This is a genomic window from Lysobacter changpingensis, assembly GCF_017308985.1.
GTDB classification, from domain to species: Bacteria; Pseudomonadota; Gammaproteobacteria; order Xanthomonadales; family Xanthomonadaceae; genus Lysobacter_J; species Lysobacter_J changpingensis.
The window spans coordinates 583,077-604,668 of record NZ_JADWPE010000003.1; the positions used below are offsets into that span (position 1 = coordinate 583,077).

Annotated in this window: 23 protein-coding genes; 13 read left to right on the forward strand and 10 right to left on the reverse strand. The window is 69.0% G+C overall.

Features of this window, described 5'->3' with window-relative positions:
* Positions 1–9: 9 nt before the first annotated feature.
* The 7 genes from I4U41_RS09545 to I4U41_RS09575 all read left to right on the forward strand — a co-directional run bounded on the left by I4U41_RS09545 (position 10) and on the right by I4U41_RS09575 (position 6,092).
* A complete protein-coding gene (locus I4U41_RS09545) occupies positions 10–771 on the forward strand; it encodes a YdcF family protein (protein ID WP_206860905.1) in 762 nt (253 codons plus the stop codon).
* Positions 772–1,027: 256 nt separating this feature from the next.
* Complete coding sequence (locus I4U41_RS09550) at positions 1,028–2,143, forward strand: polysaccharide biosynthesis/export family protein (RefSeq protein ID WP_242525114.1); 1,116 nt, start codon at positions 1,028–1,030, stop codon at positions 2,141–2,143.
* A gap of 153 nt (positions 2,144–2,296) precedes the next feature.
* Entirely contained in the window at positions 2,297–2,947 is a 651-nt protein-coding gene (locus I4U41_RS09555; RefSeq protein ID WP_206860906.1) for a glutathione S-transferase family protein, read from the forward strand.
* Positions 2,948–3,005: 58 nt separating this feature from the next.
* On the forward strand, positions 3,006–3,899 hold the full coding sequence (locus tag I4U41_RS09560) for a hypothetical protein (RefSeq protein WP_206860907.1): 894 nt from the start codon (positions 3,006–3,008) through the stop codon (positions 3,897–3,899).
* A gap of 64 nt (positions 3,900–3,963) precedes the next feature.
* Positions 3,964–4,437 (forward strand): VOC family protein, encoded by a 474-nt coding sequence (locus I4U41_RS09565; RefSeq protein ID WP_206860908.1) that lies wholly within the window; start codon positions 3,964–3,966, stop codon positions 4,435–4,437.
* 181 nt (positions 4,438–4,618) lie between these two features.
* Positions 4,619–5,485, forward strand: coding sequence for an SDR family oxidoreductase (locus tag I4U41_RS09570; RefSeq protein ID WP_206860909.1), 867 nt, complete (start codon positions 4,619–4,621; stop codon positions 5,483–5,485).
* 34 nt (positions 5,486–5,519) lie between these two features.
* Positions 5,520–6,092 carry a mechanosensitive ion channel family protein gene (locus tag I4U41_RS09575; protein ID WP_206860910.1) on the forward strand — a complete coding sequence of 191 codons (573 nt, stop codon included), beginning with the start codon at positions 5,520–5,522 and terminating at the stop codon, positions 6,090–6,092.
* Positions 6,093–6,256: 164 nt separating this feature from the next.
* Here the strand turns inward: I4U41_RS09575 and I4U41_RS09580 are convergent, their stop codons facing one another.
* The 3 genes from I4U41_RS09580 to I4U41_RS09590 form a co-directional block, all read right to left on the reverse strand.
* A complete protein-coding gene (locus tag I4U41_RS09580) occupies positions 6,257–7,024 on the reverse strand; it encodes a TerC family protein (RefSeq protein WP_206860911.1) in 768 nt (255 codons plus the stop codon).
* Between the two features lie 376 nt (positions 7,025–7,400).
* Positions 7,401–7,574, reverse strand: coding sequence for a hypothetical protein (locus I4U41_RS09585; protein ID WP_206860912.1), 174 nt, complete (start codon positions 7,572–7,574; stop codon positions 7,401–7,403).
* A gap of 108 nt (positions 7,575–7,682) precedes the next feature.
* Positions 7,683–10,352: a PAS domain-containing protein gene (locus I4U41_RS09590; RefSeq protein ID WP_206860913.1), complete on the reverse strand. Its 2,670-nt coding sequence runs from the start codon at positions 10,350–10,352 to the stop codon at positions 7,683–7,685.
* Positions 10,353–10,478: 126 nt separating this feature from the next.
* Between I4U41_RS09590 and I4U41_RS09595 the strand changes: the two genes are divergently transcribed.
* Positions 10,479–10,856: a response regulator gene (locus tag I4U41_RS09595; protein WP_206860914.1), complete on the forward strand. Its 378-nt coding sequence runs from the start codon at positions 10,479–10,481 to the stop codon at positions 10,854–10,856.
* A gap of 187 nt (positions 10,857–11,043) precedes the next feature.
* Here I4U41_RS09595 and I4U41_RS09600 read toward each other — a convergent pair whose 3' ends face one another.
* Entirely contained in the window at positions 11,044–12,495 is a 1,452-nt protein-coding gene (locus tag I4U41_RS09600) for a pyridoxal phosphate-dependent decarboxylase family protein (protein WP_206860915.1), read from the reverse strand.
* 126 nt (positions 12,496–12,621) lie between these two features.
* Here I4U41_RS09600 and I4U41_RS09605 point away from each other — a divergent pair, with 126 nt between their 5' ends.
* On the forward strand, positions 12,622–13,032 hold the full coding sequence (locus I4U41_RS09605; protein ID WP_206860916.1) for a hypothetical protein: 411 nt from the start codon (positions 12,622–12,624) through the stop codon (positions 13,030–13,032).
* A 230-nt stretch (positions 13,033–13,262) separates the two neighbouring features.
* Complete coding sequence (locus I4U41_RS09610) at positions 13,263–14,669, forward strand: cation:proton antiporter (RefSeq protein ID WP_206860917.1); 1,407 nt, start codon at positions 13,263–13,265, stop codon at positions 14,667–14,669.
* Between the two features lie 25 nt (positions 14,670–14,694).
* On the opposite strand, the gene I4U41_RS09615 is transcribed toward I4U41_RS09610, so the two are convergent.
* Positions 14,695–15,042 carry a YciI family protein gene (locus tag I4U41_RS09615; RefSeq protein ID WP_206860918.1) on the reverse strand — a complete coding sequence of 116 codons (348 nt, stop codon included), beginning with the start codon at positions 15,040–15,042 and terminating at the stop codon, positions 14,695–14,697.
* Positions 15,043–15,212: 170 nt separating this feature from the next.
* On the opposite strand from I4U41_RS09615, the gene I4U41_RS09620 reads away from it, so the two are divergent.
* The gene (locus I4U41_RS09620; RefSeq protein WP_206860919.1) at positions 15,213–16,391 is read left to right on the forward strand and encodes a serine hydrolase domain-containing protein; all 1,179 of its coding nucleotides are present in this window, start codon (positions 15,213–15,215) and stop codon (positions 16,389–16,391) included.
* A 193-nt stretch (positions 16,392–16,584) separates the two neighbouring features.
* On the opposite strand, the gene I4U41_RS09625 is transcribed toward I4U41_RS09620, so the two are convergent.
* Complete coding sequence (locus tag I4U41_RS09625) at positions 16,585–17,016, reverse strand: VOC family protein (protein WP_206860920.1); 432 nt, start codon at positions 17,014–17,016, stop codon at positions 16,585–16,587.
* Between the two features lie 26 nt (positions 17,017–17,042).
* A complete protein-coding gene (locus tag I4U41_RS09630) occupies positions 17,043–17,528 on the reverse strand; it encodes a BON domain-containing protein (protein ID WP_206860921.1) in 486 nt (161 codons plus the stop codon).
* Positions 17,529–17,715: 187 nt separating this feature from the next.
* Between I4U41_RS09630 and I4U41_RS09635 the strand changes: the two genes are divergently transcribed.
* Positions 17,716–18,483 carry a hypothetical protein gene (locus I4U41_RS09635; protein WP_206860922.1) on the forward strand — a complete coding sequence of 256 codons (768 nt, stop codon included), beginning with the start codon at positions 17,716–17,718 and terminating at the stop codon, positions 18,481–18,483.
* 46 nt (positions 18,484–18,529) lie between these two features.
* On the opposite strand, the gene I4U41_RS09640 is transcribed toward I4U41_RS09635, so the two are convergent.
* The 3 genes from I4U41_RS09640 to I4U41_RS09650 all read right to left on the reverse strand — a co-directional run bounded on the left by I4U41_RS09640 (position 18,530) and on the right by I4U41_RS09650 (position 20,672).
* On the reverse strand, positions 18,530–19,438 hold the full coding sequence (locus tag I4U41_RS09640) for a dienelactone hydrolase family protein (RefSeq protein ID WP_206860923.1): 909 nt from the start codon (positions 19,436–19,438) through the stop codon (positions 18,530–18,532).
* 195 nt (positions 19,439–19,633) lie between these two features.
* Positions 19,634–19,807 (reverse strand): DUF1328 family protein, encoded by a 174-nt coding sequence (locus tag I4U41_RS09645; RefSeq protein WP_206860924.1) that lies wholly within the window; start codon positions 19,805–19,807, stop codon positions 19,634–19,636.
* A gap of 103 nt (positions 19,808–19,910) precedes the next feature.
* On the reverse strand, positions 19,911–20,672 hold the full coding sequence (locus tag I4U41_RS09650) for an extensin-like domain-containing protein (protein WP_206860925.1): 762 nt from the start codon (positions 20,670–20,672) through the stop codon (positions 19,911–19,913).
* Positions 20,673–20,810: 138 nt separating this feature from the next.
* Here I4U41_RS09650 and I4U41_RS09655 point away from each other — a divergent pair, with 138 nt between their 5' ends.
* Complete coding sequence (locus I4U41_RS09655; protein WP_242525186.1) at positions 20,811–21,371, forward strand: peroxiredoxin; 561 nt, start codon at positions 20,811–20,813, stop codon at positions 21,369–21,371.
* Positions 21,372–21,592 lie beyond the last annotated feature (221 nt).

Genomic DNA, 21,592 nt, shown 5'->3' on the forward strand with positions numbered 1-21,592 from the left:
CGCCCGGAAATGCAGTCCCTGCACTCGCTGCTCGTCGCCCTCACCTATCCTCCCGCCCTCACTGCCGCGCTGCTCGTCGCCGCGGCGCTGCTTGCGCTTACCCGCTGGCGCCGGCTCGCGTTGGCGACCGCCGTCCTGGCGATCGCGTGGTCCGGCCTGCTCGCGATCCCCAGCATCTCCGACTGGGTGCGCGGTCGCATCGAGCAGCAATATCCGCCGGTGGACGAAACCACGCTTCCGCAAGGCGATGCCATCGTCGTGCTCGGCGGTGCGTCGCACTTCTACTGGATGGAACGCAAGAACGTCTCGCCGTACGAACTGGAGAACAGCCGCCTCGCCGCCGGCGCACGCGCTTGGCTCGCGGGAAAGGCGCCCGTGGTGGTGCTCTCCGGCGGCGGCGACAACGGCGGCAACGAGGCCGCGAGCGAAGCGCGCCTGATGGCGAACGCGATCCAGCGGCTCGGCGTACCGCAGGACGTGCTGCTGCTGGAAACCCGGAGCCGCAACACGCGCGACAACGCGCGTTACACCGCCGAACTTGCGCAGCAGCACGGCTTCGACCGCATCCTGCTGGTGACCTCGTCGCTGCACATGCCGCGCGCGGTGCTGGAGTTCGCGGAGGAGAACGTCCACGTCGTTCCCGTTCCCGTGCCCGAGAACGGCCATCGCGAAGGCTGGAGGCGCTGGGTTCCATCACGCCGTGCGTTATGGCGGAGTGGACGCGCCATCAAGGAAATGGGAGCGATGGTGATGGCGCGTACACGCAACTGAACGAACGTGACGCGCGTTCACGTCGGCATTCGCAACACTGAATGTAACTGCACCGCTCGCCGATCCGATCACGCCGCGTGCGCCGTGCGCGATTTAGGCTCGATGCGCGAACCAAAGGACATCGCATCGTTCACGGTGTTGTTGCAACTCAGGCGTTGCCTGCAGCTCCGTCGATCCACCAATCCGGCACGTCCAGCAGGGAAAGCGTGACGAAGGCATGCACGCATTGCCGCGCCATCAACTCGAGGGCCATGCATTGAAGACGCTCACTCTTGCCTGCTCGGTCGCCGTCGCGACCGTGCTTTCCGGGTGCACCGGCCAGCAGATGACGCGCGGGGACGTGCAGGACGCGCGCTTCGTCGGCGGCGAGGTGAAGATGGTTCCGATCACCTCCGATGTGGTGTCCGCGCCCGCGCCGAAGGCGGTGGTGCCGCAGGAACTGCTCGCCTACCAGGGCGAAACCTACAAGATCCAGCCCGGCGACACGCTCATCGTCACGGTCTGGGACCACCCCGAACTCACCACGCCGGCCGGCAACCAGCAGCAGGCGGTGACCAACGGACGCCTGGTGCAGCCCGACGGCACGTTCTACTTCCCGTATGCCGGCAAGCTCAACGTCACCGGCATGACGATCGAGGACCTGCGCAGCACGCTCACCAGCCGCCTGGCGAAGTACCTCACCAATCCGCAGCTGGACGTCAACGTGGTCGGTTTCGGCAGCCGCGTGGCGCTGCAGGGCGCGTTCGTGGACACCACGCCGCAGGAAGTCACCACCGTTCCGCTGACGCTGTCGCAGGCGATCGGCCGCGCGCGCATCGACGTGCCGCAGGCCGACCTGTCCGGCCTGGTGCTTACCCGCGACGGGCGCAACTACAACCTCGATCTCGACGCGCTCAACCGCGACGGCAACGTCGCGCAGGACATCTTCCTGCGTCCGGGCGATCGCCTGTACCTGCCGTTCAACGATCGCAAGGAGGTCTACGTGATCGGCGAGGTGATGCGCCCGCAGGCGCTGACCTTCAAGACCACCGACCTGACGCTGACGCAGGCGATCGGCCGCAGCGGCGGCCTCAACCCGATCACGTCCAAGGGCGAGGCGGTGTACGTGATCCGCGGCCTGGAGGACATGCCGCAGCCGGGGCAGTCGGCGCAGTCGATGCAGGCGATGCAGTCGGCGGCGACGGTGTACCACCTCGACGCGAAATCGCCCGTGGCCTTCGCGCTGGGCGACCGGTTCCGCCTGCAGCCAGGCGACGTGGTGTGGGTCGGCCCGGCCGGCATCACGCGCTGGAACCGCTTCCTGTCGCAGCTGCTGCCGTTGTCCTCGCTCGTGACGAACGCCGCTTCGGCGCAGTACGACATCGAGCGGTAAGCCCGGGAACGAGTGGGAGGAACGGGGAACGAGGGAGGAGCGCGCGCTCCTTCCTCGTTTCGCGTTTTTTGGGCCGGCGCGGATGTCGATTCGCCAATCCCCCGCTCGTCGGGGAAGATCGGGGCAGTCCGCCCCGCCTTTCCCGGAGCCGCCATGCTGCAGCTGTACGCCCACCCGTTCTCGTCGTATTCGCAGAAGGTCCTGACCGCGCTGTACGAGAACGGCACGCCGTTCGAGTGGAAACTGCTCGAATCGCCCGAAGCCTGGAACGAACTCGCCGCGATCTGGCCGGTCAGGCGTTTCCCGGTGCTGGTGGAAGGCGACCGCATGGTCACCGAGGCCAGTTGCATCATCGAGTACCTGCACCTGCATCATCCCGGGCCGGTGAAGCTGCTTCCCGACGATGCCGACGAGGCGCTCGAAGTGCGGATGATGGACCGTTTCTTCGACCACTACATTTCCACGCCGCAGCAGAAGTTCGTGTACGACGCGCTGCGCCCGGAAGCCGACCGCGACCGGTACGGCGTGGAGGAAGCGCGCGCGATGCTGGAAACCGCCTACGCCTGGCTCGACGGCGTGATGCGCGATCGCGAATGGGCGGCCGGTGCGCGTTTCAGCCTTGCCGATTGTGGCGCCGGACCGTTCCTGTTCTACGCCGACTGGACGCACCGCATCGATGCGCGCTACGCCAACGTGCGCGCGTACCGGGCGCGATTGCTCGCGCGGCGCGCGTTCGCGCGCGCGGTGGACGAGGCGCGTCCGTATCGGCCCTACTTCCCGCTGGGGGCGCCGGATCGCGATTAGCGCTTCCGTTTGCCGCCGTCTGACGGGATGATGCGCGCTGCTCGCCAGGGGAACGCGCATGCTGTTGATCGTCACCGCCTTGATCCTGCTGGCCGGTCCCGCGCTGATGGCGCTGGCCGGCTGGCGCGTATCGTCGTCGAAGCCCGCCGTCGCCGCGTCGTCGCGCTGGCGCTGGCGCACGGTCGCCGTATCGGCGCTGCTCTACACGGTGGCCTTCAACCTGACGTTCTTCGTGCAGGAGCTGTTCCTCGTGGTGCCCAAGGCGCTGACGCCGGGACTGCAGCCCACGCTGTTCCACAACAACCACGGCTGGACCGGCGCGAACCCGCTGGCGAGCCTGTTCCAGGGCACCGGCGCGCTCGCGACCGCGCTCGTCGGCATCGCGTGCCTGATCGCGGTGCGCGCGGGCCGTCCGCGTGCGACCGCGTGGCGGTTGTTCGCGCTGTGGATGGCGTACTGCGGATTGCTGATGGCCCTGCCGCAGGTGGTGATCGGCGCGCTGAGCACCGGCAGCGACGTGGGCATGGCGATGGTGTACTTCGGTCTTTCGCCGGCGACGAAGACCGTCGCGGCGGTGCTCGCGTTGCTGGCGATCGTCGCCGTCGCGCTCGCGCTGCTGCGGCCGGCGCTCGAACTGGCGGACGATCCGGCGGCCGTCGCCACGCCAGGCGCGCGCACGCGCTTCGTCGCGCAGACGATCGCGTTGCCGACGCTGGTGGGCACCGCGCTGGTGATTCCCTTCCGCGTGCCGCGCGAGGCGCTGGAAGTCGTGCTGCTGCCGCTGCTGGTCGGCGTGCCGGGCGCGCTGTGGATGCTTGCCGGCGCATGGCGCGTGCGCGATGTGCGCGTGGGCGGAACGCGGCTCCGTGCGATCGCGGCGCCGCTGCTGTCGGCCGCCGCGCTGCTGCTGGTGTTCCAGCTGGTGCTGCGGCCGGGCATCGCGTTCTACTGAGGCGTCGTTCGCGCCTTCACGCGGGCGCGCGCATGCTGGCGCTCCCCGTCCGGGAGCGCGCGTCATGGCCGTCGATCCGATTCCGCCCGGTTACCAGCGCATCACGCCCGGCATCGTCGTCGGCGATGCGCGCGATGCGATCGCCTTCTACGAGAAGGCCTTCGGCGCGAAGGAAACCTACCGCCTGGAAGCCGGCGGCAAGGTCGCGCATGCGGAGATGCGCATCGGCGATGCGCGTTTCATGCTCTCGGACGAATTCCCCGAATGGGACGCGCTGGGTCCTGAATCGCGCGGTGGCACCACGGGCAGCCTGCTGGTCTACGTGGATGACGTGGACGCCGCGTTCGAGCGCGCGATCAAGGCCGGCGCGAGCGTGCTGCAGGCGGTGGAGAACCAGTTCTGGGGCGACCGCATGGGCACCGTGGTGGATCCGTTCGGGCACCGTTGGATGCTCGGCACGCACGTCGAGGATGTGGACGAGGACGAGATGCGGCGTCGTGGCGAGGAATGGGCGCGGCGGTGGAGCGGTAACGAGTGACGAAGACAGGCGTGCGAAACGAGGAGTGGGAAACGAGTAAAGGCGCGGACTCGTTTCTCGTTACTCTCCGCTCGCTCCTTCCGCTCGTAAAGGTCGCGTCGCCGGCCGCCCCGTCCGCCTTCTCGGGCCGCTTACGGCGATCTCCCGACACTGCATCCCTCCACACCCACGCGAGGATGCCATGGCCGTGCCCGATTACCCCCGTCCGCCGTTCAAGCCGCAGCAGCAGTCGTTTCCGGGCAAGACCGCGAGGATGGAGCCGGAACCCGATCACGGCGAGGAAAGCTACGTCGGCCACGGCCTGCTCAAGGGCAAGAAGGCGCTGATCACCGGCGGCGACAGCGGCATCGGCGCCGCGGTGGCGATCGCCTTCGCGCGCGAGGGCGCGGACGTCGCCATCGTGCACCTGCCCAGCGAGGAGCACGACGCGGGGCACGTGCTTGGACTGATCGAGAAGGCCGGCACGAAAGGCACGGCCTACGCGTGCGACATCAGCGACCCGGCGCAGGCCGAGGCGATGATCGAACAGGCCGCCGGGGCGCTGGGCGGCATCGACGTGCTCGTCAACAACGCCGCGTACCAGCGCTACTACCAGTCGCTGGAAGAGATTACGCTGGAGGAATGGACCAGACATTTCGACACGAACGTGCACGCGCCGTTCAACCTGGTGCGCCTCGCACTGCCGCACATGCGCGAGGGCGCATCGATCATCAACACCGCTTCCGTGCAGTCGAAAAAGCCTTCGCCGAACATCCTGCCGTACGCGTCCACCAAGGGCGCGCTGGCGAACATGACGCTGGGCCTGGCGGGCCTGCTCGCGGAGAAGAAGATCCGCGTCAACGCGGTGCTGCCGGGGCCGATCTGGACGCCGTTCATTCCCGCCGGCATGGACGAGGAGGAAGTGAAGCACTTCGGCGAATCGGTGCCGTTCAAGCGGCCGGGCCAGCCGGCGGAACTCGCGTCGGCCTACGTGATGCTGGCCGCCGATTCGGCCAGCTACACCTCCGGCGCGCTGCTGACCGTGGCCGGCGGGGCGCCGATGTTCTGACCGTTGCCGGCGCAGCGCGCGCGGGAGGCGCGCGATGAACGTCTTCTCGCCCGCCGGGCATTTCTCCAGCACGCCGTGGGTGCGCGAATGGGCGGACCTGATCGTGCCGCTCGGCGAAGCGGCGTTGATCCTCGCCGCCGCGTGGCTGCTGCGGCTGTCGCTGCGCAAGCTGCTCAACCGCGTGTGCACGCGCTACGAGTTGCCGCCGGAAATGACCATCGGCGCGCGACGCCTGGTCGGCACGGTGATCTATGTCGCGGCGACGCTGTTGATCCTGCAACGGCTGGGCGTCTCGGCCGGCGTGCTGTGGACGGCGCTGACCGGTTTCGCCGCGGTGGCGGCGGTGGCGTTCTTCGCGGCGTGGAGCGTGCTGTCGAACATCTTCTGCACGTTCCTGATCCTCACCGCGCGCCCGTTCCGGTTGCACGACGTGATCGAGCTGCTGGAAAACGGCGAGAAGCCGGGGCTGAAGGGCCGCGTGGTGGACATCAACCTCATCTACACCACGCTGCAGGAAATCCGCGAGGACGCGCCGGATACGACGCTGCAGATTCCGAACAGCCAGTTTTTCCAGCGGTCGATCCGGCGGTGGCGGGAGGCAGGGTGAGCTGTTGGCCGTTCTCCCTTCGGGAGAGGGATTGGGGTGAGGGCGCGACATGCGGCGCGGTGCCGAAATAGGGCGCGCATTGTTCCTGCACCAGTCGATACGGCGTCACTTCACCCCACCCCAACCCTCCCCTGCATCGCAGGGGAGGAAGTAGGCAAACGCGCTTATTCCTGCTGCGCTTGCTCGAACCGCTCGCGCAGCTTCACCGGTTCGACCTTCCGCGCTTCGCGCCTGCGGATCCACAGGTTGATCATCTCGACGAACACCGAGAAGGCCATCGCCGTGTAGATGTAGCCCTTGCTGATGTGCTGGCCGAAGCCGTCGGCGATCAGCACCAGGCCGATCATGATCAGGAAGCTCAGCGCGAGGATCTTTACCGTCGGATGGCGTTCGACGAAATCGCCGATCGGCTTGGCGAAGGCCAGCATGAAGACGATCGAGATCAGGATCGCGGCCACCATCACCCAGCGCTCGTCGACCATGCCCACGGCGGTGATGATCGAGTCCAGCGAGAAGACGATGTCCAGCACCATGATCTGCGCGATCACGCCCATGAAGCTGGCGCCGAGCGCGCCGCCGGGCGTGGCGTGCTGGCCGGCGCCTTCGAGTTTCTGGTGGATTTCGTGCGTGGCCTTGGCGATCAGGAACAGGCCGCCGCCGATCAGGATCAGGTCGCGCCACGAGAACTCATGGCCCCACACCGAGAACAGCGGCGCGGTGAGGCCGACGATCCACGCGATGGTCAGAAGCAGGCCCAGGCGCGTGATCGCGGCGAGCGCGATGCCGAGCCTGCGCGCCTTGTCGCGCTGGTGCGGCGGAAGTTTCCCGGAGAGGATGGAGATGAAGATGATGTTGTCGATGCCGAGCACGAGCTCGAGCGCCGTCAACGTGGCCAGGGCGATCCAGATTTCGGGATTCAGGAGGGTTTCCATCGGATACGTTCGGTTCGGTGGGCGGGGCCCACGACGCGAACGCATCCGCTGGATCGGCGGCTGGTCGGGTCACCGGACCAGTCCGCTGCGGACGCACCTTCGCCGTGGGTGTTACGGCGAAGGTCTTGCCCGCAGGCCGCGTGGCCTGCTGCTGCGCCGGGGACGATTCCCTTGCGGAACCTCCCGTAATGACGGCTACAGCACGATGGAGCTACTCCCCTTCCGGGCCGATCGTAGCAGGGGAACGGAGACACGAGCAACGAGGGAAGAGGAACGAGAAACGAGTGGAGCACCTCGCTCTCGTTTCGCGCTCCTGTTCATGCGGCGACGAAACGGCGCCCTCGTTTCTCGTTCCTCTCTGCTCGTTCCCAGGCCGTCACGCCTGCCCGGCACTCAGCCGACGCAAGCGCAATTGATGCTCCGCGCGATCGGCGCGCGTCGGCTTGCGCACTTCCTCCCGCCATGGCAGGCGCACGACCCGCGCGCGTGGACGGGGCGACGGGGTCGCGCCCGGCACCTGGGAAGGAGTCGGCGGCTTGCGGGTGGCCATGGGGGAAGAACCTGTCGTTTCGGAGGCACAGGATCACGGCAGGGAGGTTAAGCCGTGGCGAAGCAATCATTCGCCGCGCCGTCACCGTGGCGGCGCGTGCTAATGACTTCATAACCGCCCGTCATGACCGTGCCATGACGTCGCTTCGCGCCGCGATATCGGCATGGCGATCGTGCAGTGCACGCCGGCTTCGGTGAGCTCGTAATGCGTGCGCGCGCCGAACTGGTACGGCAGCGCACGCTCGATCAGCTCGCGGCCCGCGCCGCCGCCGGGCGATGTCGCGCCGGTGGCGAAACTGACCACGCCGCCCTCGCGCCAGTCCACGTGGAGCCACGGGCGGCCGTCCTCCAGTTCCACATGCCAGGCGATGCGCAGGCAGCCGCCGGGGTCCTTCAGCGCGCCGTACTTCACCGCGTTGGTGATCAGCTCGTGGATCGCCAGCGCCAGCGGCTGCACGCTGGAGGACCGCAACGACACGCCGTCCGGCCCGGACAGCTCGAAACGCGAGCCGTCCTGCGCATCCAGGTGCGCGGCCAGTTCCATGCGCAGCAGTTCGTCGAAGGTCACGCGCTGGCCCTCCTTCAGCCGCGACAGCAGGCCCTGCACGCGCGCCAGCGCGCCCAGCCGTTCGCTGAAGGCGGTGGAGAACTGGTCCATGTCCGTGCTCTCGCGCAGCGTGCGGTCGGCGATCGCGCGCACCACCGCGATGAGGTTGCGCGTGCGGTGCTGGAGTTCGGCCACCAGCACGCGCTGGGCTTCCTCGAACTCGCGCCGATGCGTGGTGTCGAGCATCGAACCGACCATGCGGACCGGCTTGCCCGCCACGTCGTAGAAGAAGCGCCCGCGCGCGTTGGCCCAGTGGACCGAACCGTCCGGGTGCAGGAAACGCACCTCGCGCGCGTATTCGCCGCCAGTGAGCATCGCCTGCCGCACCGCCGCCTCGGCGGATTCGCGGTCTTCCGGATGGACGCGGGCGATCCACGCCTCATAGCTGGGCACGACCTCGCCCGGCGCATAGCCTTCGATGCGGTAGTGCTCGTCCGACCAGGCGACCTCGCCCGTCGCGAGGTTCCAGTCCCACGTCGCCAGTCGGCCCACCTCGATCGCGCTGCGCAGCCGGTCCTCGCTCTCGCGCAGGCGGAACTGCGCCTTCTTCAGCAGCGTGGCGTCCTGGGCGATGCCGCCGATGCGGTTGAGCCGGCACGCGGCATCGCGCATCGGGAACTCGGTGCTCTGGATCCACAGCTCCTCGCGGCTCTCGCCGTGCAGGATGCGGAACTCGTGCTCCACGCGCTCGCCCTGCTGCACGCGCCTGACCGTGCTGCACACGGCATGGCGATCGTCCGGGTGCACCATCGCCAGCCACGCCTTGAAGCCGTGGCCGACCACGTCCTCGCAGCGGCGTCCGGAGGTGGTTTCGAACGCCGGGCTGACGTATTCCATCTCCAGCGTGTCGGCGTTGCGGATCCACAGGATGCTGGAGGCCGCCTGGCCGAACTGGCGGAAGCGTTCCTCGCTGTCGCGCAGCGCCTTCTCCGCGTCGCGATGCGGCTTGATGTCCTGGAACAGGATGCCGACCTGCTTCTGCTGCCCCTTCAGGCGGAAGACGCGGTAGCGGAAATGGCGCTGCGTGCGCGGCGAGGGACGTTCGAGCGTGCGTTCGCGGCCGGTGCGCACCACTTCATCGACGACGGGCAGCCATTCGCGGCCGAAGTCCGGCGCGATCTCCGACACCCGCCGCCCGGCGATATCGCGCCCGACGTAACGCCGCGCCATCGGGTTTTCCTGCAGGAACAGCAGGTCGACCACGGTGCCCTGCTCGTCCGTCAGCGCCTCGCCGATGTAGAACGCCTCGCCCATGCTGTCGAACAGGTCGCGATAGCGGCGCTCGCTGTCGTGCAGCGCCTGCGCCGCGCGCACCATCCGCGCCTGCAGCAGCAGCGCGTGGCGCAGCAGCAGCGCGAGCATCACCAGCGTGCCGATCAGCCCGTACACGCGGCCGACGTAGAAGCCCAGCTGGTAACGGGCGCTGATCATCATGCCGCTGAGCGCGAGTTCGATCACCGCCGCCACCAGTGTCACGCACAGCCACAGGTCGAGCAGCCGGCGCAGCCGCGTGCGCCAGACCAGCAGCGCGATCGCGGCGAGGTGCACGGCCCACACCGTGCCGCCGATCCACGGCGTGGTGGGGGCGCGGTACCGGGTCTTCAGCAGCAGCTTCGGCAACTGGTCGTCCATCCACACCAGCGCGAGCGCGATGGTCGCGATGATCCCGACCGTGGCCGGGTACGCGATGCGGTGCAGCGGCTTTCCGACGTCGTCCTCGCGCGCCGGGCCCGCGAAGGCGTAGGCGATGACGAACAGCGGCATCGCGCCGTGCCAGAAGATCCACAGCCACGGCGCGGTCTCCGCGCCGCCGAGCAGGCTGCCGCTGACGAACGCGTCCGGAAAGCTCAGCCCGTGGAGCAGCGCGAACATCGCGCTCAGCAGATAGCCGCACGCGAGCCAGAGGAAGCCGCGCTGGTGCAGGTCGCGGTATTGCGCGTGCAGCATCACCGCGGCGATGGACGCCAGCACCATGACCGCCGCGTCGTAGGCGGGCACGAAGGTCGGCACCGCCGGCAGCGCGATGCGCGCGAACGGCGCGGTCGCCGCGAACGCCAGCAGCAGCACGCCGGCGACGCACGCAGCGCGGCGGCGGTCGCCGGCGTCGGCCAGCGCGACGCCGAGGAACCCCGAGGCTTCCGTGCCCCGCGTCGGGACGGGCTGGACGGTCACGGGAGCGCTCCGGGCGGGATCCGGACACCTTCCGCTCCTGTACCGTGGCGCTGCGTGAATGCGGTGTCCTCTCGCCGCATTAACTTTTGCTCGCGAACAATGCCCGGGCGTCCGAGGAGAGCACCCATGCGCCATGCAGGTCTCCGCGGCCTCCACCTGCTGCTGGTGGAGGACGACTACCTCCTCGCCTCGGGCTTGCAGGAGGCGCTGGAACTGGAGGGCGCGACCATCGTCGGCCCCTACCCCGACGTGCAGGGCGCCCTGCACGGGATCTCCCAGGCCGGCGCGCTCGACGGCGCCCTGCTCGACGTGAACCTCGGCGACGAAACCTCATTCGCCGTGGTCGAAGCCCTGCGCAGCCGGGGCGTCCCCATGCTCTTCCTCACCGGCTACGACGACAGCGCGCTGCCGGCCGCGTACATCGACATTCCGCGCTGCCGCAAACCGGTGGGATTGGCGGAGCTGGTGCGGGAGTTGAACTCGCACGTGGCGCGGGTGGATTAGGCCCGGGAGCGAGTGGAGAGGAACGGGAAACGAGGAAGAGGGGCTTTGCTCGTTTCTCGTTCCCCTCACTCCTTCCTCACCCGGCATTGGTAGCCCGGGTAAGCGAAGCGCACCCGGGGAGCTGGCCACGTCTCACCCCGGGTGCGCTTCGCTTACCCGGGCTACGGAAGCTGGCGCGTTTCCCGCCTCACCCCGCCACGCTCGTACGCAGCGAATGGAACACCCGCAGGATCGCCGCCACGCTGCGCTCCGCATCCACCTCGCTGGTCGCCCAATTGCACACGCTGATGCGCATGGCGCCCTGCCCCTGCCACGTCGTGCCGCCGAGCCAGCAGGTGCCGTCGCGCTGCACGCCGTCGATCACCGCGCGGGTGAGCTCGTCGTCGTCGCCGAAGCGCACCAGCACCTGGTTGAGCACGACGTCGTTGAGCACACGCACGCCCTCGACCTGGCGCAGCGCGTCGGCCATCTGCCGCGCGCGTGCGCAGTTGCCGTCGATCAGGTCCTGCACGCCGTCGCGCCCGAGCGCGCGCAGCGTCGCGTACACCGGCACGCCGCGCGCGCGGCGCGAGAACTCCGGCACCCAGTCGACCGCGTCGCGCTCCTCGCCGCGTGTCTGGATCAGGTACGGCGCGGCGGAGGTCATCGCATCGCGATGGTCCTGCGCATGGCGGACGATCGCCACGCCGCAGTCGTAAGGCACATTGAGCCATTTGTGCGCGTCGGTGGCCCAGGAATCGGCCAGTTCGATGCCGTCGGCCAGCACGCGCAACGACGCGCTCGCGCGTGCCCACAATCCGAACGCGCCATCCACGTGCAGCCACGCGCCGCGCTGGCGCACCACGTCGGCGATCTCGCGCAGCGGATCGAACGCACCGGTGTTCACGTTGCCCGCCTGCGCGCAGACGACCATCGGCCCTTCGATCGACGCGACCACCTTGCGCAGGCGCTCGGCGTTCATGCGTCCCTGCGCGTCGGTTTCCACGCGATGCACCGAACGCGTGCCCAGTCCGAGGTAACGCAGCGCGACGTCGATGGTGACGTGCGATTCGGCCGAGGCGACCACGTGCAGCCGGGGCGCACCCTGCAGGCCGTCGGCTTCCACGTCCCAGCCTTCGCGGCGCAGCAGGTGATGGCGCGCGGCGGCCAGGCAGGTGAAGTTCGCCATCTGGCAGCCGGTGACGAAGCCCACGCCGGCCTCGCGCGGCAGGTCGAACAGGTCCAGCAGCCACTGCGCGGCCACTTCCTCCAGCACCGACACCAGCGGCGAGATCGCGTAGATGCCAGCGTTCTGGTCCCAGGTCGACACCAGCCAGTCCGCCGCCAGCGCGACCGGATACGCACCGCCGATCACGAAGCCGAAATAGCGCGGCGAACTGCACGCGACCGCGCCGCGTTCGGCCTGGCCCGCGAGCAGGTCGATCACGTCGCCGCCTTCGTCGCCCTGCCGGGGCAGCGCGATGCGCAGCGCGGACAGCAGTTCCTCGCGGGAGGCGCGCGCGCCGACGTGGCGATCGGGCAGCCGGCGCAGGTACTGCGCGGCATGGGCGCGGGCGTTGTCGAGGTATTCGTCGAAGACGGCCGACTGGAAGGCGCTCGACGCGAGCGGATCGCTGGACGGAAGCGGATCGGTGGCCATGGCACGCGGCTCCTCGGGGCGAGGCCGCAGCATAGGGCGCGCTGGCGGACGGGACCGTTAAATCCGCGTCGTGCCGCGGCGCCGGTGGGGCGTACCCTTCGCGTGACGCACGCGGGCATCGGACGAATGGCCAGGCATCCCTCACCGCCGCAGGCGCTGGTCGACCGCCTGCGGGCGATCTGCCTGGACCTGCCCGAGGCGGTGGAGGAAGCCGCGTGGACCGGCACGCGCTGGTGCGTGGCGCACAAGAACTTCGCGCACGTGGTGATGATCGCCGATGGCTGGCCCCCGGCCTACGCGAAGGCCACCGCATCGGACGGCCCGCTCTGCGTGCTGACCTTCCGCACGCCGCGCGCGGCGGCGCAGATCGGACGTTTGGCGCGCGCCCCGTATTTCCTTCCGCGCTGGTGGCCGGACATCGCGGGGATGACGCTGGACGATCGCACCGAGTGGGACGACGTGGAGCGGCATGTCATTGACAGCTATTGCGCGCTTGCGCCGAGGAAGCTTGCGCGGCTGGTGGTGGATCGGAGGTAGCTTCGACCCCTCTCCCTTCTGGAGAGGATCGGGGTGAGGGGCAACGAAGCGGAGAGCGGTGAACCGCCATTGCCACAGGACGCTGCGCTGTTGCTTCGTCACCGTCAGCGTGACGCGAAACCGGAAAAGCAGAATGGGCTTTCGCTGGAATGACGAAAGGATGGGAATGACGAAGGGGAAGCGGACGGCATGAACCGCTATAGTCCCTCGAACGGCCGACGGAGCGCCTGATGGACCTGCCGCACCCGCACCGCATGCAGCCCAAGTTCCCATGGCGTTACCTGTTGCTGGTCGTGGTGCCGCTGGTGGTGGCGGTGGTGGTCGCGCGCAACGGACTGCCGATGCCGGATGTATCGACCGCCGCGCCATCGACGACGCCAGGCACCACGCATGGTCCGCTGACCTCCCCGCTCTCGCGCTTCCTCCTGCAGCTGCTGGTCGTGCTGTGCGTGGCCAAGAGCGCCGGCTGGCTGCTGCGGCGGTTCGGGCAGCCGGCGGTGATCGGCGAGATGGCCGCCGGGCTGCTGCTCGGGCCGCTGCTGTTCGGCGCCGTCGCGCCGCAGGCGCAGGGCTGGCTGTTCGCGCCGGAGAGCCTGGGCGCGCTCGGCATGGTGAGCCAGCTGGGCGTGCTGATGTTCCTGTTCGTCGCCGGTGCGGAGCTGGACATGGCCAGCCTCAACGGGCGGCGCGGCTTCGCGCTGCTGGTCAGCCATGCGGGCATCGCGCTGCCCTTCCTGGGCGGCGTGCTGCTGGCCTTCGCGCTGTTCGCCGATCACGCGCCGCAGGGCGTGGGCTTCGCGAGCTTCGCCCTGTTCCTGGGCGTGTCGCTGAGCATCACCGCCTTTCCCGTGCTGTTGCGGATCCTGTCCGACCGCGGCATCGCGCGCAGCGACATGGGGCGCATCGCGATCGCCTGCGCCGCGCTCGGCGATGCCAGCGCGTGGTGCCTGCTGGCGGTGATCGTCGCGACCGTGCAGGCCAGCGGGTGGACGATGGCGGCGGTGAGCCTGGCCGGCACGCTGCTGTTCGCCACCGCGGTGCTCGCGCTGGCGCGGCCGTGGATCGCGCGACGCGAGATCCCCGCCGAACGCGAAGGCCGCGCGCTCATCGGCCTGCTGCTGCTCGCCCTGGCGTGCGCGCTGGCGACCGAGGCGCTGGGCATCCACGCGCTGTTCGGCGCGTTCCTGGCCGGCATCGCGGTGTCGGGCAACGCGCGCCTGCGCCATCTGCTGGTCGAACGCGTGGAGCCGTTCGCGATCTCCCTGCTGCTGCCGCTGTTCTTCGCCATGACCGGCCTGCGCCTGCGCGTGGACGGGTGGCGGGCCGCCGACGTGCTGCTCGGCCTGGGCGTGATCGCGGTGGCGACGATCGGCAAGGGCGCGGGCACGTGGCTGGCCGCACGCAGCGCCGGCATGCCGAACATCGACGCGATGCGGCTGGGCGCGCTGATGAACACGCGCGGCCTGATGGAGCTGATCGTGCTGAACCTGGGCTACGAGCTCGGCCTGATCGGCGACCGCCTGTTCGCCGTGCTCGTGGTCATGGCGCTGGTGACCACCGCCATGACCGGCCCGCTGCTGGACCTGATCGAGAAACGCGCGGGCAGGAACGCGGAATCCGGGACGCGCACGCCGTAGCGGGGCGCCCGGGACTCCACGGCTCCTACGCCTCCTCGATCTGCCGAACCTCGCATTCGATGTTCCACTCGTCGCCGTGCAGCGCGGCGAAGCGGCGCGTGAGCTCGGTGGCCTCGTCCAGGTCGGCCGCTTCCAGGATCGCGTAACCGCCGATCACTTCCTTGGATTCGGTGAACGGGCCGTCGATGCTGGACAGCTTGCCGTTGTGCAGCCGCACGCGGCGACCCTTCGCGGTCGGCTGCAGGCCGCCGGTGTCGACGAGCTTGCCGGCGGCGCGCATCTGCTCGATCAGCACGGTCATTTCGTCGATCAGCCGCTGGCTGGGCACCTGGCCGGTGTTCTCGTCGACGCGGATCAGGGACAGGAATCGCATGGGAGCTCCTTGGGTGGGAGGGCGCGCCCGCCGTCGATGCCGGCGTGGAAGCGTGCCTTCGATGGGATCGACGAGCGGCCACGCGCGGAATCGACAAACCGTGCGCAATGGCGCGCGGCACGGGCCGGTATGCTGCGGCGATCCCTTCCGCCCGCCCTGCGACGCGCCCGATGACCCGACCCGCCGCCCTCCACGCCCGCGCCTTGGTCCTGCTCTGGCTGCTGCTCGCCAGCACCGCCTGGGCCCAGGGCGGCTATTTCCCGCCGCGCGGAGCGTGGGCGCGCGTGGCGCCGACTCAGGGCGGGTTCGATCCGAAGCGGTTGCAGGAGGCGGTCGACTACGCCCTCGCCCACGAAGCGAAGGAGCCGCGCGACCAGTCGATCTCGCTGGCGCGGAGCTTCGGCGCGAAGGAGCCGTTCTTCGAAGGCCAGATCGGCCCGACGGCCGTTCGCGCCGGGCTCAACGGAATCATCATCCATCGCGGCAAGGTGGTCGCCGAGTTCGGCGATACCCGCAGCGTCGACATGAGCCACAGCGTCACCAAGACCTTCCTCAGCACGGTGGTCGGCGTGGCGTGGCAGCGCGGGCTGATCCGCGACACCCACGATCGTGCCGCCGAGTACATGCCGCGCGACGTGGATCTGTTCGCCTCCGCGCACAACGCGCCGATCACCTGGGAGCACCTGCTGCGCCAGACCAGCGACTGGCAGGGCACGCTGTGGGGCAAGCCGGACTGGGGCGATCGTCCGTCCGGTCCGCCGGAACAATGGCCCAACCGCGAACGCCACGCGCCCGGCACCCACTACATGTACAACGACGTGCGCGTGAACGTGCTCGCGCTGGCCGCGTTGCAGGTGTGGCGTCGCCCGCTGCCGGACGTGCTGCGCGAACACGTGATGGAACCCATCGGCGCGAGCACGCGCTGGCGCTGGCATGGCTACCGCAATTCGTGGGTCGAACTGGACGGGCAGAAGATGCAGTCGGTGTCCGGCGGCGGCCACTGGGGCGGCGGCATGTTCATCGATGCCTGGGACCTGGCGCGCTTCGGCTACCTCTTCCTGCGCGACGGGCAATGGGATGGGACGCAGATCGTCTCGCGCGAATGGATCGCCAAGGCGCGCACGCCCGGCGCGGACAACCCCGAATACGGCTACTGCAACTGGTTCCTCAACACCGGCCGCAAGTCGCTGCCGTCGGCACCGGAAAGCAGCGTGACCTTCCGCGGCAACGGGCAGAACATCGTGTACATCGATCACGACAACGATCTGCTGATCGTGGTGCGGTGGATCGATCGTGGCGATGCGCTGGATACGTTCATCGGGAAGGTGTTGGCGGCGCGGGTGAAGTAGGCGCTGCTGCGATCAATCAGTTGCGCACGATTGCGCGGCGCTGTGCCGCAATCGCGGTTCGCCGCCTCCGCTTCGTTGCTCCTCACCCGAACCCCTCTCCGTGGGGAGAGGGGCTTGAAACCGTCGTCCCGGCGAAGGTCGGGATCCAGGCTGTCACGTCATCAGCCCACTTCCGTCGTTCCCAGCACGACCCTCAGAACGTCACTTTCACCGACGCCGCGCTGCGCGTGTGCTCGCCGTGATACACCGCCTCGATGTTGTTCCCGTCGGGATCGAGCACGAACGCCGCGTAGTAGCCCGGGTGGTAAGCCCGCTCGCCCGGCGCGCCGTTGTCGATGCCGCCGCTGGCCAGCGCCGCCTTGTGGAAGGCATCGACCATCGCGCGATCCTTCGCCTGGAAGGCCAGGTGATGCCGCCCGGTCAGCTGGCCCAACGCGGCTTCGCTTTCGGCGTTCGACACGAACAGCTCGTCGTACCAGAACGCGCCATCGTCGAGCGTGCCGCCGAGCGGCACCTGCAACACGTCGAACACGGCGTCGTAGAAGCGGCGGCTCGCCGGCAGGTCGCGCACGACCAACTGGACGTGGTCGATCAGCCGGCCGCGGTGGAGTTCCTGGGTTTCCATCGTGTCGTCCCTGTGTCGTGGCGCGCTCAGTGCGGCGCGGAGGTCTGCATGGAGTGCGCCGGATGCGTGCGCAGCAGGCTTTCCAGGTTCTGCACGCCGCGCATCGACGAGACGGTATGCAGCAGCTCGTGGAATTCGTCCTCCGACACGTGGCCTTTCAGCTGCACGTGGCCGCCGTGCACGCGCACCTCCACGTCGTGCGGGCGCTCGACCAGCCGGCCCAGGCGCGAACGGATGCGCTCGTGCAGCAGATCGTCGTCGACCGGCTCGGACGCCAGGCTCGCACGCGTGCGCGCGGCGACGCCGCGCAGGCGGTCGGCGGCACGTTTGGATTTGCCGCGCACGTAGCGCTCGGCATCGTGGCGCATCGAAACGCCGCGGTCGCGCATCATGGCGCGACGGCGACGGCCGGTATTGGGATCCATCAGGTACATCGCCAGAGCACCGGCCGCGAAGGCCAGCGCGACGTTGCACAGCGTGCCCAGGGCACTTCGCGCGGATCGATCATGCATGGGTCCACCTCCAATCGGCTCGCGGGAGCCCCACCCTGCCAGAACGCGGGGAAACGCCGCGCGAAGGCCCGCCCGCCGTTTCCTTAACGGGGATGCGCAAAAGCCGCCGGTTTTTTCGGAGGATTCCGAGAGATCGCGCGGGATCGCGTTGCTAACGTTCCGCGCCTCCGCCGCTCCATTCGCCGCCGTGTCGAACCTTCTTCCGCGCGCCGCGTCGCGCCTGTCCATCGCCACGCTCGCCTGCGTCGCCGTCTTCACGCTGGCCTCGTGCGAGCGCCCGGCCGCGTCCGTCCAGGCCGAAGCCAAACCCGCTCCAGTCGAGACGTTCAGCCCGCCGCAGGACGTGTTCCAACGCGACGCGCGCGCCATGGTCGGCATCAGCTATCCGCCGGGGCTGGAGCGTTTCCCGGCGCTCGCCAGGATCCTCGTCGCGCATGCGCAGGAACGTCGCGCCGCGCTCGCCGCCGCGCTGGAGAAAACGCCGCGCCCGGCGGTGCCGTTCGAGCTGACGCTGCGCTTCAGCACGGTCGCCGATGCGCCGCGCATGTTCGCGGTGACCGCCGACGAGGAGCTCTACACCGGTGGCACGGCCAGTCGCCCGGGCCGTACGGTATTCCTCTGGCTGCCGGCGGAGAACCGCCTGCTCACGCCGGAGGAAATGATCCCCAATCCCGCCGCGTGGTCGCGCCTGCACGAGCAGATCCGCCAGTCGCATCGCGAGGAATCCGCTTCGCTCAGCGCGCCGGCGAACGAACGCGCGATGCAGCGCGTGTTCGTGCCGCGTTTCAACTCCGCCGGCCGCATCGCCGGCCTGCGCTTCCGCACCGACAACGGCGACGAGATCGAAGTGCCGGGCGGCGAGCTCAAGGCGTTGGTCGCGCCGGCGTACGCGTCGTGGTTCGAGGACGCACCGGTCGCAGCGGCGGCACCGACCATCGCGACCGCGACGCCCTGACGGCGCACCGTGCGCCGCCATCGCTGGCGGCGCACGGGCGTTCGCTTCACGCCGACGGCTTGCGCAGCGTCTGGTCGAACAGCGCCAGCGTCTTCTTCCACGCTTCGCGCGCGGCGGCTTCGTCGTAACGCGGCGTGGTGTCGTTGTTGAAGCCGTGCTGCGTGCCGGGCGGCTGGAACAGTTCGTACTTCACGCCGGCCTGTTTCAGCGCGGTTTCGTACGAAGGCCAGCCCGCATTGACGCGTTCGTCGTTGGCGGCCAGCACAACCAGCATGCGTGCCTTGATGTTCGGCACCTCGGCCAGCTCCGGCGGCGGACCATAGAACGGCGCGGCGGCGTCGAGGTCCGGCAGCTGCGTGGCGAGGAAGTTCGACATGCCCCCGCCGTAGCAGAACCCGACCACGCCCAGCCGTCCGTTGCCGCCTTCGATCGTGCGCAGCATCTTCGCGGCGGCGAGGAAATCCTGCCGGGTCTTGGCCTGGTCGAGCTTGCCGAATTCGGCGCGCGCCTTGTCCTCGTCGCCCGGATACCCGCCCAGCGGGAACAGCGCGTCCGGCGCGAAGGCGATGTAGCCCTCCAGCGCGAGGCGTCGCGTCACGTCCTCGATGTGCGGGTTGAGGCCGCGGTTCTCGTGAACCACCAGCACGACCGGCAGCGGGCCGCTCTTTTTCGCCGGACGCACCAGGTAACCGCGCCCGGTGCCGTAGCCCTGCGGCGAGGGGAAGTCGAGGTATTTCGCGCTCAGCCGCTTGTCGTCCGGCTTGATCTGCTGCGCTGCGGCGAAGTTGGGCGCGAGCGCTGCCAGCAGGCCCGATGCGCCGGCCGCACCGACCGCGAAACGCGCAGCGCCGGTGAGGAAGCCGCGCCGGTCGATGATGCCGTGCACGTACTGGTCGAACAGTTTCAGCACTTCCGGATCGAAGTCGCTGGCCTTGCGACGGGGCGTGTCGGCCATGGGAACCTCCGCGGCGGTGGTGGCACGTGCCGGCGAGGATAGCCGGTGCGCCGCCGTCGGCGTTCACGCGTCGCGACGACCCGATGCCATGGCGCGACGGGCGGTGTCGATGGATGCGGTCGAGGCGCGTCGCGCCCCCGGACTCCGAAGAAAAAAACCGCCGCCGACGCCCCACGCATCGGCGGCGGTGGCGACTTACGTCACCTTCTTGGCGATGGTCACGCCCAGAATGAAAAGCACGATCGCGATGATCAGGCCCACCCAGAACAGCAGCTTGGCGATGCCCATCGCCGCACCCGCCGCACCGGTGAAGCCGAGCGCGCCGGCGATCAGGCCGATGACGGCGAAGATGATGGCCCACTTGAACATGGCCGGACTCCGTGGAACTTCGTTGCGAAGACGGTAGTCGCGGGGTTGTCGTTCTGGCGTGAGCGGCGAGACGTGATGGATCGACGTCATGGACCGGGCCGGGTCACCGGCACACCCGCGCCGCCCCACGATCGAAGTGGAAGTGATCCGCGTGCGCGCGGTTGTAATCCGGTCCGAGCACCACGTCGAAGTAGTCGCATGCGCCATCGTGCACGGCGCGGAGGAAGCGCGCTTCCTGCGGCGCAGCTTCCTGCGACGCAGCTTGCATGGGCACCGGCTCCTCAGTCCGAAGCGACTGCCAATCCGCCAGCACCCGCACGCGCCGCCCGTCATCGAGCACGAAGCCCGCCACGTCGAATGCGTCTGCCGTCGCGTGCTGGCTGCGACGGCGTCCCTGTTCGCCGTAGAGATTGCGGCAGGCGTAGGAACCCAGGTGTTCGATCCGCACCACGCGCGCGCCGAGGTGTTCGCGTGCGGCCTGCTGCAGCACGTGGCGTTCCCACATCGCCAGCGACAGCGCCGCGCGGCAGCTCAGCGAGAACGGCGAACCGACCGCGACGCTGGTCCGCTCGATGCGCACCGCGTTGGTGAAGCCGCAATGCTCACCGGTGACGCGGTCGTCCAGTGGCGTGAGCCGCATGTCCGCCTGCGCCAGCGCGGCCTGGCACGCGGCGCGATCGTTCGACGCGCGGTCGAGCTTGAACCGCGTGAACAGGTTCGGCGGCGCGTCGATGCGCAGCGGCGCCCAGGGATTCCACGCTTCGGGAATGCGGAGCCGCCCGGTCCACACCGCCCATGCCAGGCCGAGCGCGACCACCACGGGCAGCAGCCACGCCATCCGCACCAGCGGGTTCGCCTTCGCCATGGAGCGACTGTCGGGGATGGCGCGTCAACCGCGCGTCGCGCCGTGGCGGTCGATCCTCGTGCGCGGGGCCGGAAATCCTTATCGTATGCGCACCCGTCCGAAGTGGAGCGCGTCATGGAATCCCTGTCGAAGCCTGCGATGTTCAAGCGTGCATTCCTGAAGCGATCGATCGCCGGCGTCCTGGTGACCGCCGCGCTGGCCACGCCGGCGCTGGCGGCGCTGAAGACCGGCGCGAAGGCGCCCGATTTCAGTGCCCCGGCGTACCTGGCCGGCGAGCCGTTCACCTTCAAACTGTCCGATGCGCTGAAGAAGGGTCCGGTCGTGGTCTATTTCTTCCCCGCCGCGTTCACTCCGGGCTGCAACCTGGAGGCGCACCTGTTCTCCGAGGCCATCGACAGGTTCAAGGCCGGAAAAGCCACCGTCATCGGCGTGACCGCCGGCAACACCGACCAGCTGGCCGCGTTCTCCAAGTCCACCGAACACTGCGGCGGCAAGTTCCCGGTCGCGGCCGACAGCGGCGCGAAGATCGCGAAGCAGTACGACGCGATCCTCGCCAAGAAGCCCGAGTGGTCGGACCGCACCTCGTACGTGATCGCCCCGGACGGCACCATCGCCCACGTGTACTCCGACCTCAATCCGCAGAAGCACGTGAAGGAAACGCTGGATGCGGTGGCGGGGATGGAGAAGCAGGCGAAGTAACGCCTGTTGCCACGGCTCGCGGGAAGGTCGCGAGCGTTGAACCCCTCTCCCGACGGGAGAGGGGTTGGGGTGAGGGATAACGAAGCGGAAGCGGCGAATAGCAGTTGTCGCACAACGCTGTGCTGTTGCTTGATCTCTCGGCGACCACCAACCTCAAGAGCAGAATGGGTTCCGGCTTTCGCTGGAATGACGAAAAGGGACTGATGGCGTGACAGCCTGGA